General features: G+C 53.8%; 15 protein-coding genes. 9 read left to right on the forward strand and 6 right to left on the reverse strand.

What is annotated here, in order from left to right:
- Nucleotides 1-13: 13 nt before the first annotated feature.
- Nucleotides 14-916, reverse strand: a complete 903-nt coding sequence (locus V6575_RS01080) for a branched-chain amino acid aminotransferase (protein ID WP_340272142.1) — start codon at nt 914-916, stop codon at nt 14-16.
- A 256-nt stretch (nt 917-1,172) separates the two neighbouring features.
- Between V6575_RS01080 and V6575_RS01085 the strand changes: the two genes are divergently transcribed.
- From V6575_RS01085 to V6575_RS01095, 3 genes are read left to right on the forward strand one after another with little or no spacing between them, the layout of a single operon-like run.
- Complete coding sequence (locus V6575_RS01085) at nt 1,173-1,769, forward strand: MarR family winged helix-turn-helix transcriptional regulator (protein WP_422785498.1); 597 nt, start codon at nt 1,173-1,175, stop codon at nt 1,767-1,769.
- Between the two features lies 1 nt (nt 1,770).
- Nucleotides 1,771-2,469, forward strand: coding sequence for a response regulator (locus tag V6575_RS01090; RefSeq protein WP_340272143.1), 699 nt, complete (start codon nt 1,771-1,773; stop codon nt 2,467-2,469).
- A 42-nt stretch (nt 2,470-2,511) separates the two neighbouring features.
- Nucleotides 2,512-3,906 carry an ATP-binding protein gene (locus V6575_RS01095; protein ID WP_422785499.1) on the forward strand — a complete coding sequence of 465 codons (1,395 nt, stop codon included), beginning with the start codon at nt 2,512-2,514 and terminating at the stop codon, nt 3,904-3,906.
- A 19-nt stretch (nt 3,907-3,925) separates the two neighbouring features.
- On the opposite strand, the gene V6575_RS01100 is transcribed toward V6575_RS01095, so the two are convergent.
- From V6575_RS01100 to V6575_RS01120, 5 genes are all read right to left on the reverse strand, one after another.
- Nucleotides 3,926-4,267, reverse strand: a complete 342-nt coding sequence (locus tag V6575_RS01100; RefSeq protein ID WP_340272144.1) for a tRNA-binding protein — start codon at nt 4,265-4,267, stop codon at nt 3,926-3,928.
- A 73-nt stretch (nt 4,268-4,340) separates the two neighbouring features.
- Nucleotides 4,341-5,027 carry a TetR/AcrR family transcriptional regulator gene (locus V6575_RS01105; protein ID WP_340272145.1) on the reverse strand — a complete coding sequence of 229 codons (687 nt, stop codon included), beginning with the start codon at nt 5,025-5,027 and terminating at the stop codon, nt 4,341-4,343.
- 114 nt (nt 5,028-5,141) lie between these two features.
- Nucleotides 5,142-5,960 carry a pyrroline-5-carboxylate reductase gene (gene proC, locus V6575_RS01110; RefSeq protein WP_340272146.1) on the reverse strand — a complete coding sequence of 273 codons (819 nt, stop codon included), beginning with the start codon at nt 5,958-5,960 and terminating at the stop codon, nt 5,142-5,144.
- The gene (locus tag V6575_RS01115) at nt 5,957-6,457 is read right to left on the reverse strand and encodes a type III secretion system chaperone family protein (protein ID WP_340272148.1); all 501 of its coding nucleotides are present in this window, start codon (nt 6,455-6,457) and stop codon (nt 5,957-5,959) included. Before V6575_RS01115 ends, proC begins: the two co-directional genes overlap by 4 nt.
- A 274-nt stretch (nt 6,458-6,731) precedes the next feature.
- A complete protein-coding gene (locus V6575_RS01120) occupies nt 6,732-7,016 on the reverse strand; it encodes an accessory factor UbiK family protein (RefSeq protein WP_340272149.1) in 285 nt (94 codons plus the stop codon).
- 233 nt (nt 7,017-7,249) lie between these two features.
- Between V6575_RS01120 and lgt the strand changes: the two genes are divergently transcribed.
- The 6 genes from lgt to V6575_RS01150 all read left to right on the forward strand — a co-directional run bounded on the left by lgt (nt 7,250) and on the right by V6575_RS01150 (nt 12,882).
- The gene (lgt, locus tag V6575_RS01125; RefSeq protein ID WP_340272150.1) at nt 7,250-8,074 is read left to right on the forward strand and encodes a prolipoprotein diacylglyceryl transferase; all 825 of its coding nucleotides are present in this window, start codon (nt 7,250-7,252) and stop codon (nt 8,072-8,074) included.
- A complete protein-coding gene (locus V6575_RS01130) occupies nt 8,071-9,177 on the forward strand; it encodes a class I SAM-dependent methyltransferase (protein WP_340272151.1) in 1,107 nt (368 codons plus the stop codon). Before lgt ends, V6575_RS01130 begins: the two co-directional genes overlap by 4 nt.
- Nucleotides 9,177-9,944, forward strand: coding sequence for a peptidoglycan editing factor PgeF (gene pgeF, locus V6575_RS01135; RefSeq protein WP_340272152.1), 768 nt, complete (start codon nt 9,177-9,179; stop codon nt 9,942-9,944). Before V6575_RS01130 ends, pgeF begins: the two co-directional genes overlap by 1 nt.
- A gap of 2 nt (nt 9,945-9,946) precedes the next feature.
- Nucleotides 9,947-11,104 carry a M24 family metallopeptidase gene (locus V6575_RS01140; protein ID WP_340272154.1) on the forward strand — a complete coding sequence of 386 codons (1,158 nt, stop codon included), beginning with the start codon at nt 9,947-9,949 and terminating at the stop codon, nt 11,102-11,104.
- A gap of 98 nt (nt 11,105-11,202) precedes the next feature.
- Nucleotides 11,203-11,715 (forward strand): hypothetical protein, encoded by a 513-nt coding sequence (locus V6575_RS01145; protein WP_340272155.1) that lies wholly within the window; start codon nt 11,203-11,205, stop codon nt 11,713-11,715.
- A 234-nt stretch (nt 11,716-11,949) separates the two neighbouring features.
- On the forward strand, nt 11,950-12,882 hold the full coding sequence (locus V6575_RS01150; RefSeq protein ID WP_340272156.1) for a ribose-phosphate pyrophosphokinase: 933 nt from the start codon (nt 11,950-11,952) through the stop codon (nt 12,880-12,882).
- Nucleotides 12,883-12,928 lie beyond the last annotated feature (46 nt).

Genomic DNA, 12,928 nt, shown 5'->3' on the forward strand with positions numbered 1-12,928 from the left:
CAATTCACAAAGATCAACCAGCTGCGACCTCAGCCTTGGCTGGCTTGGGCCGCACCGCGGCATCATAATCTTCCATCAGAGACTTGGTGATGTCGCCGACCTCGAACGAATACGGACCAATCTCGGAAACAGGTGTCACTTCAGCAGCTGTCCCGGTCAAAAAGCACTGTTCAAACTCCGCCATCTCTTCAGGCATGATCACCCGTTCGATCACATCGATCCCGCGCGCCTTTGCAAGGCCGATGACGGTCCGTCTGGTAATACCATCCAGGAAGCAATCCGGCGTCGGAGTATGGATCTGTCCGTCCTTGATGAAGAAAACATTCGCACCGGTCGCTTCAGCCACCTGTCCGCGCCAATCCAGCATCATCGCATCGGCGTAACCTTTACGCTCCGCTTCATGCTTCGACAACGTGCAGATCATGTAGAGGCCAGCTGCCTTAGATTTGAAGGGAGCCGTCCTTGGATCCGGTCTGCGGTATGTCGCCATATCGAGGCGAATACCCTTCAAACGCTCTTCCGGCTTGAAATAGCTCGGCCATTCCCAGGCTGCGATTGCCAGATGGATTGTATTGTCCTGAGCCGAAACCCCCATCATTTCACTTCCGCGCCAAGCAATCGGCCGCAGATATGCATCCACCAGGTTCATTCGGGTCAGCAATTCTTCTTTAGCTGCATTGATGGCAGCCTGTGACCATGGAATATCAAAGCCCAGAACATTTGCCGACGCATGAAGGCGTGCAGTGTGTTCTCCGGATTTGAAAATTCTGCCACCATAAGCCCGTTCGCCCTCGAACACGCTGCTGGCGTAGTGGAGACCATGGCTCAGAACGTGCAACTTGGCATCTGCCCAGGGCACAAAGGCACCGTCAAACCAGATTTCGCCATCGCGCTGATCAAAAGGCAGTCCTGCCATCGTTTTCACTCCCGGGAGCCTGCTTTGGGCCTTGTTGGTATTATGTATCATGTATAGTCATCAGATGGTTTGCGTGTCAGGCTTGCGCCTAACAGCTCACCCGTGTTTTGCACCCTGCTAAAACTATAGGTATTCTCTTCTGGACGGAATTGAATGGATGGATTCGTTTTGTATCAATGCTCAAAACAACGCCAAACCGTTCAAACATTTCGTTCACAATGCGCGTTACGTAACAATCGGCACGAATTAAGTCAATATGACTGACGTAAATTACAAAAAGCGATCGAATGGCGCTCTGATGAGCCTCAACTCCATGCCTGATGCCGTGGATAACGGCGAAACGGATGCCCTTCCTTATGATCTGATCGAACTGCTTTTTTTCGCCTATCGCGACTTCACAGCAGACCCAGACGATCAACTCGCTCAATTCGAGTTCGGTCGCGCGCATCATCGTGTTTTGCATTTCGTCGATAGAAACCCGGGCATCATGGTCACAGACCTGCTCAGTATTCTGCGGATCACCAAGCAAAGTCTCGGGCGGGTTCTGAAGCAACTTGTAGACCAGGATTTCATTGAGCAGCACCCCGGTCCGATTGATCGCCGCCAAAGGCTTTTGTATACCACCACCAAGGGGCACGACCTTGCTGGCAGGCTTGCCGTTTTGCAATCAAAACGCCTTGAGCGTGCCATAAACGGGCTGCCAGATAACGGAGCTGATGTCGTTCGCCAATTTCTGTTCCAGATGATCAACGAGGATATCAGGCCGGACGTGGCCAAGCTCGTGAACAAGAAATACAAACCACCGGCCCCCACCACCACCAAAGGTCTTCCAGACTCATTGACGGGAAAATGACGTGAGCGCAACACCACCCGATGACAATGCCAGCCACATCCTTCTGGTCGATGATGACAACCGGATCCGCGAACTGCTGAGCCGCGTTCTTGTCGAGCATGGCTATCGGGTAACATCTGCAGCCAATGCAGCTGACGCCAGAAAGTTCCTGGGTGGTCTGGCATTCGACCTGCTCATACTCGACATCATGATGCCGGGTGAGACCGGGCTTGAGCTGGCAACTTGGATACGCCAGCATTCCAGTATCCCGATCCTGATGCTGACGGCCCGATCAGAAGCACCTGACCGCATTGCAGGACTGGAAGCAGGTGCAGACGACTACCTGGCAAAGCCATTTGAGCCACGCGAGCTTCTCTTGCGTCTTTCAGCAATTCTGCGGCGTGGTGGACCCAAGCGTGCTCAGGCCGCTGCGGAAATCCGGTTCGGGCCTTTTTCCTACAATGCAGCACGCGGTGAATTGAAAAATGGCGACAATCTGGTTCGGCTGACCGACAGGGAAAAACAAATCCTCGGCATTTTTTCAGAACAACCTGGAGCAACTGTGCCACGCCACAAGATCGTTGGCGATGACAGCGGGCTTGGAGAACGCACTGTCGACGTTCAGATTAACCGCTTGCGCCGCAAGATCGAAACCGACCCGGGAAACCCGATCTACCTGCAGACGGTCCGCGGTATTGGATATCGTCTGGCCTGCGACTGAAACAGGAGTAGCTCAAGCACGCTCTCCATCTGAAGGACTTCAATGGCCAATCTGAACCGATATCTGGATGCATTGCGACTGCCGGTTCCCTTGAAGCCCATGTTTTGGCTGTATCGGCGCGCAACGAAATTGATCCACAAGATCATGCCAAAGCGCCTCTACACGCGCGCGCTTCTGATAATTGTGATGCCAATTGTCATCCTTCAGTCTGTCCTCGTCTTCGTCTTCATGGAACGCCATTACGACCTTGTATCGCGCCGCATGTCAGAAGCAGTCGTGCGCGAAATCGCTGCGATTGCGTTTGTGCTGGACAACTATCCTCAGGACGATGGCCTCGCCAAAGTCGAAAACCTGGCAAGTGGGGTTCTTGGCCTCTCCGTCACAATCATGCCGCTTGAGCCTCTGCCGCCTCCTGCCCCAAAACCGTATTTCGATGTCATCGATCAGGCACTCAGCCGCGCGATCAGCCAGAAGATAGGCAAACCTTTCTGGATCGACACGGTCGGGCGATCCAGTTTTGTTGAAATCAGGATTCAGCTGGAAGACTCGGTCTTGCGCATATTTGCCAGACGCAGCCAGACGTTCGCATCAAACTCACATATTTTCCTGGTCTGGATGTTCTCAACATCTCTTGTCTTGGTCATCATTGCCATGCTGTTCCTGAGAAACCAGATCCGGCCCATTGTGCGGCTTGCCAATGCGGCCGAGAGCTTCGGCAAGGGGCGCCCTCAGGAGGATTTCAAGGCCAGCGGTGCCCGTGAAGTCCGTCAGGCCGCGCAGTCTTTCATCGAAATGCGCCGACGTATTGAGCGACAGATCGAGCAGAGAACCACCATGCTTGCCGGCGTCAGTCATGACCTTCGAACAATCCTGACCCGCTTCAAATTACAACTCGCCCTGTTTGAGGACGGCTCTGAGAGCGACGCGATGCGCAAGGACGTCAACGAGATGAACACCATGCTCGAAGACTATCTTGCCTTTGCCCGTGGCGACGGCGATGAAGCCGTTCAGGAAACAGATATGTCCTTGATGCTGGAAGAAATCGAGGAAGAGGCCGAGATATCCGGCACAAACATCAAGGCGGCATTCACTGGCTCACCTGATGTTTCCTTGCGACGCCTTGCCATGAAACGGTGTCTGTCCAATCTTGTCATCAACGCCTCAAAATTTGGCGAAAGAGTCGAGGTCAATGGGCGCTATGAAAAAGGCTGGCTGACAATCTGTATTGATGACGATGGTCCAGGAATTCCATCGGAAGAGCGGGACAGAGCGGTCCGCGCCTTCCAGCGGCTGGACAGCGCCCGTAATCAGGATCATCCAGGCAGCGGACTAGGGCTCGCAATCGCACGCGACATCGCACGTGGCCATGGCGGAGATCTCTATCTGGAAGACAGCCCCCTTGGCGGGCTCAGGGCACGGGTCAGAATTCCCGGTTAAAGCGAGACGCCCGACAAACTCAGTAGAGCCGACCACCAATCGGGACGTCCTTGTTCGGCGTCAAAAGCACAACCTCGCCGTCTTCATCGGGAACCCCCAACGTGAGGACTTCAGAACGAATGGGGCCGATCTGGCGTGGAGGGAAATTCACAACAGCCATCACCAATCGCCCGACCAGGCCATCAGGTTGATAGTGTTTGGTGATCTGCGCAGATGTTTTCTTGATCCCAATTTCCGCGCCGAAATCGATCATCATTTTGTAGGCAGGCTTGCGGGCTTCGGCAAAAACCTCTGCTTCAATCACACGCCCGACACGAACATCAACCTTCATAAAATCATCAAAAGAAACTTCGTCACTCATAAACGCACTCTCAGTTCGGTCAATTATTCAGTCCTTGCCCGCTCATTTTGGAAGGCAAAGACTATATTAAAATTCAGCTGGCTTCGTGTAACGCGCTGGCAGGAATATCGCCATCACCATCCGTAGGCTCGGACTTCCGTGAACGACGTACTCCCTGCCCCATTTTACGAAACGACCTGGACATTTTTTCTGCCTTGCCCAGAAATTTCAACCAGCTTTCGCCTTGATCCAGCTCTTTATCCAACCGCGCCATGGTGCGTGGCATGCCCTTGTCGTCTTCCTTCAGCCATGTATCGATAACTCTGGCAAAGGCAACGGCAAGACCTTGGGTAACGAGACGGCCCTTGAGGCCCGAGACCTCAATGCCAGCAGCAACCAGCATCCACCTTTGCGACCGAACCGTAATAGAGTTGAATTCCAGCGCCAGTCCCGGGTCCTTTCTCACAGCAGAATGAAGCGTACCAATTGCTTCCTTATAAGGAGCAAGATGGTCAATTCTCGTCATCAGCACATCGAACAGCCGATCCCTGGCAGGCTGACCTTCCATGTCCTCATCCCGATCATCAAGCACACCTCTGTCGATCATCTCCCCAAAGGCTTCAACAAGCGCCTTTTTGGATGAGAACTCTGCGCGAATGTCCGACAGTTTGACGCCCACATGCTCTGCCAGAGAGGCAAAGCTAACCTCCTCATAGGAATGAGCCTTCAGCAACTCCAGAAAGCCAAGAAGAATTTTTTGCTGTGTCTTCGCATTCGCCATAAGCAGTCTCCAGGGACAGGAACTCGTTACGCATACGATAGATAGGTAAAAAAAGCTAAAGAAGAAAGAGCGGCCTTCCGCCACAGCATGTCATCGCGCTCTGTCAGACGTGATCTAACCTGCCAGTTCACGAGCCCTGCGGGCTGCTGCGGCCACCGCTTTCGTCATGACAGGCTGCACGCCATCAGGCGCCATGAGAACCTCGAGTGCGGCAGCCGTCGTGCCATTGGGCGACGTCACATTCTTCCTCAAGGTCGACGTCGTATCGGAAGATTGATGCATCAATTCGCCAGCGCCGCTGACCGTTGCATCCGCCAATTCCCTCGCGATAGCCTCGGGTAAGCCCAACTCCCGTCCAGCCTCAGCAAGACATTCAGCCAACCAGAACACATAGGCAGGACCGGAACCGCTAACAGCCGTCACCTGATCAATCTGCTCTTCCCGGTCCAGCCAGACAACTTTTCCAACCGCCGACAACAGTTCGTCGATGGTGTCTTTCTGCGCATCTGTAACCGCAGCATTTGGGAAAACACCGGTAATGCCACGCCCGACCATTGAAGGGGTATTGGGCATGGCACGAGCAATCGGCACATCACCAAACTCTGACGCAAACCGGGAAATAGGCGTGCCGGCAGCAACAGACAGGATCACCGTATCTGAACTTACGATGGCGGCCAGAGAGGGTAGAACGACATCCATCATCTGCGGTTTGACAGCAACCAGCACAAGTCCCGGATTCACATCTTCGGGAGCAGCTGTCACATGACGAATCGCATGCTTCGAAAGCAAGGCTACCATCTCCGGGCCGGGACCAGGGTCACATACGACAATCGCAGCAGGATCGACACCGTCCGCCATCCAACCGGACAGCATTGCACCACCCATTTTCCCTGCACCTACAAGGAGAAATGGTCTTTCAACGCTAAAAATCATGCTTCGCCCATAGTCTCGAACAATGCTGTTTCTACAGCTTCGGTCGCAGTTTTACCTGCCCATAATACAAATTGAAAGGCTTGGTAGTAACGCTCGCAACTGTCTACCGCATTCGCCAACAGGCCTTCAATTTGACCAGGCGTTGCATCCGCCCCACCTGCCAAAAGCAGGGACTGCCGAAACATGACAACGCCCTCCTGGTTCCAAAGGTCGAAATGCCCCATCCAGAGCTGTTCGTTGGCAAGCGCCAGAAGCCGAACAACTTCAGTTCTATGTTGCTCGCTGACTTTGAGATCAAATGCACAGGCCACGTGCAGTGCCTCAACTTCTTCCATCCAGGAGAAGGAGGCATGGTAATCGCACCAGGTTCCCCCGACAGAAACCGTGATCTCATCCTCGTCTGAACGCTCGAAAGTCCAGTCGTTCAATGCGGCAACGGCTTCAATTGTATCGACAGGATTGTCAGGTCGCTCGAATTCGAATTCGATGAGACTCATGGAGCTCTTCCTTCTCGGCCCTGGCGCAGATGATACCGCAGATGCAAAGTATCAATGCTTGCGGGTATAACCCAAGCTACAAAGGAACGGCTCTCTCAGTCGGCATTCAAGAAGCCGTTCCGACGAATCCATTTACAATTCAGTATAGGGTCAAGAAGGACTTAAACGATACCAGAAGTGTTGTTTTAAGAACCCCACCTTGTGGAAGGTATCGTCAAAAACACAGAACCCCGCAGAAATCTGCAGGGTTCTAATAAATCATCGTCGACGAAAATTATGCGCCGTCTGCCTTAGGAGCAGCCTTTGCCCGACCAGCAGGCTTCTTCTCAAGCGCTTCCAGGCGCGCTTCCAGCTCTTCAACTTTATCGAGCGCGCGAACGGCAATCTCTTTAACTGCTTCATGTTCGTCACGCGAAACAAGGTCCATGTCGGACAGGAAACGCTCTGCCTGCGCGGTAAACGCAGTTCCTACTTCTCTGCGTGCACCCTGTGCAACGCCAGCAGCATCAGTCATCAACTTTGCGAAATCATCAAAAAGGCGATTTGGACCCTGAGTCATAGCGATCTCCTGAAGTTCCTTACATATTAGCACACACCTAAGGGGGACAGCCAACAACTTCAAGACAACATCACAATCAATCATAGGACTTCACCCCATGAAACGGTCCTGAGACTTGACGCCCATAGGCCGAATAGGACAGCGTGGCCCCGGTCGCAGATGTTATTCTGCGGCTATCCGTTTTCCGCAGACAAGGCTGTCAAACCGAACAGCTGCCTGGAGCTTTCTGGCCGATGCCGCTTTTAGTCCTGCCTTTTCCGGCAATCGACCCGATCCTTTTCGAGATCGGCCCCTATGCGCTACGTTGGTATGCACTGGCTTATATTGCCGGAATTATGCTGGCATGGCGCTATATGCGCACTTTGGTGTTGAATGATGTCTTGTGGGGGAAAATGGCCCGCCCGACACCTTTGGATCTGGATGACTTCGTTGTCTGGGGAACATTCGGCATCATTCTTGGCGGACGGATCGGCTATGTGCTGTTCTACAATCCCGCCTACTACTTCCAAAATCCCATGGAAAGCTTTGCCATATGGACCGGAGGCATGTCGTTCCATGGCGGTTTCACAGGGACTGTTGTTGCAATGATCCTGTTCGCAAGGCTGAGAAAGCTCTCAATCTGGCGGCTTTTTGACCTTGCAGGGGCAGCAGCCCCGATTGGCTTGTTTTTCGGGCGCATTGCCAACTTCATCAATGCCGAGCTTTGGGGCCGTCCAACGGATGTGCCCTGGGCCGTTGTATTTCCAGGTGGCGGTCCAGAGCCACGTCATCCAAGTCAGCTCTATGAGGCCGCCCTTGAGGGCGTTGTTCTCTTCCTGATCATTCGTATATTGACGCATCGCTTCAAAATGCTTCAGCGCCCCGGCTTCGTTGCAGGCGCGTTTGCAGCAGGTTATGGCATCGCGCGCTGTATTGCAGAGCTTTACCGCGTTCCCGACGCTCAGATCGGATATCTGTCCGGCTTCCTGACCATGGGCATTCTCTTGTCACTTCCAATGGTTCTGATTGGTGTCGCTGCAATGATCTGGTCTTCTCGGAAAGCCCCCAAACAAGCATGACAATTGAAGATCTTAAAACCCGTCTCCGTCACAGAATTCAGACTCAGGGTCCGATTTCCATCGCCGATTACATGGCGTCATGCCTCACAGATCCAACCGCTGGATACTATACGACCCGGGATCCCTTCGGCCAAAAGGGCGATTTCATCACCGCCCCGGAAGTCAGCCAGATGTTTGGCGAATTGATCGGCGCATTCTTTCTGCAAGCTTATGAGCGCATGGGATCGCCCGATCATTTTCAACTGGTAGAACTCGGGCCAGGTCGGGGCACGCTTATGGCCGATCTTCTGCGCATGGCTTCTCTGCGCCCCAAGTTTATCAATGCCGCCAATCTCACTTTGGTTGAAATGAGCCTGAAGCTCCAGAAAATCCAAACAAAAACGCTTTCCAAAAGCCCGCTAAGGCCTGGTTTTGCCGAGCAATTTGACCAGGTTGCCGACGGTCCGGTCCTGCTGATTGCCAATGAATTCTTTGATGCCTTACCAATTCACCAATTTGTAAAGACCCCGAATGGCTGGGTAGAACGAATGGTCGGACTGAATGAGACGGGCGATCTCGCATTCGGGCTTGGCACCGGACGGCTTTCCGACCGGGATATTCCTGCAACGGCCTTAGGGGCTGCAGATGGGGCAATTTTGGAGACCCAACCAGCTTCCAATGCCATCGCAGAAGCAATCGGTCACCGGATCAAGGAGCACGGCGGAGCAGCTCTGTTCATTGACTACGGCTATCTGAAGTCGGCTCCTGGCGACACTCTGCAGGCCATCAGGAAGCATGCATTTGACGACGTTCTGGCCAATCCCGGCAAAGCTGACATCACGGCACATGTGAATTTCGGAGCCCTTGCATCCGCTTGCCATCAAGCGGGCTCAATTTTCTGCCCACCCTTGGAGCAAGGCGAATTCCTCTTGAGATTGGGCCTTCTGGAGCGCGCGGGCGTTCTGGGCAACGGCAAAAGCCATAAACAACAGGAAACCATCCGCAATGATGTCGAACGACTCGCAGCTCCAGACAAGATGGGCCAGCTTTTCAAGGTACTGGCGGTCAGCGACACAAGTGCACCACTCGCTCCATTTGATCCGGCAACTCAAGGCAAGCAGTGATGATCAAATCTGAAGACCTCGACGCTCCCGGAATCGCTCACGGCTTTTTCACCCGGCAAGGCGGCGTGTCCACTGACATCTATGGCAGCCTCAACATTGGCTTTGGCTCAGACGATGAGCAGCACAACGTCGCCGAGAACAGAAGACGCATCGCACAGCGCCTCTCTGTTGAGTCTGACCATCTTATTTCGCCACATCAAATCCACTCCCCCGATGTCATCGCAGTCAATGGACCATGGTCACCGGAAGATGATCGGAGAGCTGATGCTCTCGTAACGAACAAGCCTGGTGTCGCCATAGGGATCGCGACGGCAGACTGCGGCCCGGTTCTGTTTGCTGACGCACAAGCAGGCGTGATTGGTGCTGCGCATTCTGGCTGGAAAGGTGCAGTTGGCGGTGTTCTCGAAAACACAATCATGGCTATGGAAGGCCTAGGCGCGCAAAGAAGCCGTGTGACCGCCGTTCTGGGCCCGACTATTTCGCAAAAGGCCTATGAAGTCGGGCCAGAGTTCTTTGCACGCTTCGTTACAGAGCACCCAGACAACAAACGGTTTTTCATCGCCTCACAAAAGCCCGACCACCACCAGTTTGACCTTCCAGCCTTTATCATTGACCGTCTTGGGAAGAGTGGCATCAAACAGGCAAAAAGCCTTGGCCATTGCACCTATGGCGACGAAGACCGCTTTTTTTCATACCGTCGGACCACTCATCGCGGTGAACCCGACTACGGCCGACTGATGTCCGCCATTGTTCTGACAGGAAAATAACCATGGCATTGCATTTTTCATCTGAAGAGTTCGACGCCCGAATGGATCGGCTCAAAGCCAGCATGGCCGAGAACAAACTGGACGCCATGCTGCTGTTTGCCCAAGAAAGCATGTACTGGCTTTCAGGCTATGACACATTCGGCTTCTGTTTCTTCCAGTGCCTGGTCGTGACCGCCGATGGCCGCAAGATCTTGCTGACCCGGTCCGCTGATCAACGTCAAGCACGGCACACGTCCAATATCTCCGACATTCGCATCTGGGTCGATCGCGGCGAAGCCAGCCCGGTCAGCCAGCTCAAGGATCTCCTGTTTGAATTGGACCTCCTGGGATCCAGGGTCGGGGTTGAATATGACACCCATGGCATGACGGGCGCGATTGGGATCGAGCTCAACGCCCAACTGAACAGTTTCGCCGACCTGAAAGACACCTCGCGTCTCATCCCCATGTTGAGAGCAGTGAAAAGCCCTGCCGAGATTGCATACGTTCGCAAAGCCGCAGAACTGGCAGACAGAGCCTTTGATGCTGCCATGGATGAAATCAGACCCGGCGCCGATGAAGGTAAGATCCTGGCTGCCATGCAGGGGGCGATATTCGAAGGTGGAGGGGATTATCCTGGCAATGAATTCATCATTGGATCAGGCAATGATGCATTGCTATGCCGCTATCAGTCCGGTCGAAAAACCCTACAAGACAATGACCAGCTAACCCTGGAGTGGGCAGGCGCTTACCGACATTATCATGCCGCGCTAATGCGCACGGTCATTATCGGAATGCCCACAAACAGACATTTGGAAATGTATGCCGCCACCCGCGACGCGCTTGCAGCTGTGGAAACCAAACTCCGTCCAGGATGCACCTTTGGTGATATTTTCGATGCACACGCAACAGCTGTCGATAACCACAACATGATGGCCCACCGCCTTAATGCCTGTGGTTATTCTCTGGGCGCCCGCTTTACACCAAGTTGGATGGATCCGCCTATGGCCTATAAGGACAATCCGGCGGTGGTTGAGCCCAACATGATCATCTTTCAGCACATGATCTTGATGGATTCCGTCTCCGAGACAGCCATGACACTTGGCCGAACCTATCTGACGACAGAAGGTGATCCAGAAAGCCTTTCTGCCCTCCCCCTCGACCTGCCGATAAAGTCGGGCTAAACGTACTTTAAATTGCAGCAGGTTGGCCGATTCTCAAATATGGAAACGCAACCTTGCCGCCCTTCGGATCAAAGTACGCCAATCAAGAGCCAATGCAGATGACCATACCAAACTCTCTTCGATGGTGCCTTGTCGTTGCATCGGTTCTAGGTCTGGCCGCTTGCCAGGCAAGACCAGAGCCGCCCGTGTTGATCAGCACTCCTGCTCCTGCATTGCTGTCACCGGCCAGCCTGCCAGATGCAGACCCTTCCCGCACGACCTTTGCCTTTGAGCCTTTCACAGGTGCACCAGGCAATATCGCCGACAACTTGTCGAAGGCGATTGGCGAGGAAGCCAGCAAGCAGGGACTTGTGCTCGTGCGCCGGATCGGCGCGCCAGCTACCTATCGGGTCAACGGATACCTGTCCGCAACCGGCGAAACTTCTTCGGCGTCAATTTTCTATGTGTTTGACATCGTCGACAACAGCGGAAAACGACTGAAAAGAATTTCCGGCATTGAAAGAATTTCCGGCACGAACGGCGATCCTTGGGAAGCTGTCAATTCGGCCGCGCTTGAGCGTATTGCAGCCCGATCTGTGGTAGAAATGAATGCTTGGATCAACCGCCAGTGACATCTTCGCCAGCGAAACAATGAATGCGCATTAGCTATTTTTAGAAAAGCGTACAAACTGTGCGTCGCTGCTGTTGTATGATGACAGAACGGTTGTTACAACGCCGCCGTCTGCTAAGGGTAGCTGGACGCTAATCGGGCACCAGCACCCGCTGCAACAGGATCTCACACTTGGTTTTCATGCAGCTGCAGGACTGTATGAAAGTCGGTGTCGCACCAGAAGGACTGGCGGCCAATGAAAATCGTCGCGGGCAATTCCAATCGCGCCCTCGCTGAAGAGATTTCCAAATATCTGGACGCACCGCTGGCAAAGTGCCAGGTACGCCGGTTTGCGGATCAGGAAATCTTCGTCGAAATCCAGGAAAATGTGCGCGGCGAGGACGTCTTCATCGTTCAGCCGACCAGTTACCCGGCCAACGACCACCTCATGGAACTGCTGATCATCATTGATGCATTACGCAGGTCTTCAGCGCGCCGTATCACAGCGGTTCTTCCCTATTTTGGCTACGCCCGGCAGGACCGCCGCGCTTCTGGGCGAACGCCCATATCGGCCAAGCTGGTGGCAAACCTGATCACCGAGGCGGGGGCAGATCGCATTCTCACCCTTGATCTCCATGCAGGCCAGATCCAGGGGTTCTTCGATATCCCGACGGACAACCTGTTTGCAGCTCCGGTCATGACCCGAGACATCAAAGAGCGCTACGCCACAGACAATGTCATGGTCGTATCTCCCGATGTTGGCGGTGTGGTGCGTGCGCGGGCTCTGGCCAAGCGCATTGAGGCTCCACTGGCCATCGTTGACAAACGCCGGGACAAGCCTGGGGAATCTGAAGTCATGAACATTATCGGTGATGTTCATGGTCGCGACTGCATACTGGTCGATGATATCGTCGACAGTGGCGGCACCCTTTGTAATGCAGCAGAAGCGCTGCTCAACAAGGGCGCCCAATCTGTCACCGCGTATATCACCCATGGCGTGCTCTCAGGCGGTGCTGTGGCGCGGGTGTCCTCATCAAAACTCAAGGAACTGGTGATTACCAATTCCATCGAGCCGACTGCGGCAATCACCGCTGCGCCAAATATCCGGGCGATCTCAATCGCACCACTGCTCGGTGAAGCAATCAACCGCACAGCGCTGGAAAAATCGGTTTCAAGCCTATTCGTTTAAAGGCTGACATTAACAACAAAAAGCCGGCCCTTGTGGCCGGCTTTTT

The organism is Roseibium algae (genome assembly GCF_037783265.1).
In the GTDB taxonomy this organism is placed as follows: domain Bacteria; phylum Pseudomonadota; class Alphaproteobacteria; order Rhizobiales; family Stappiaceae; genus Roseibium; species Roseibium algae.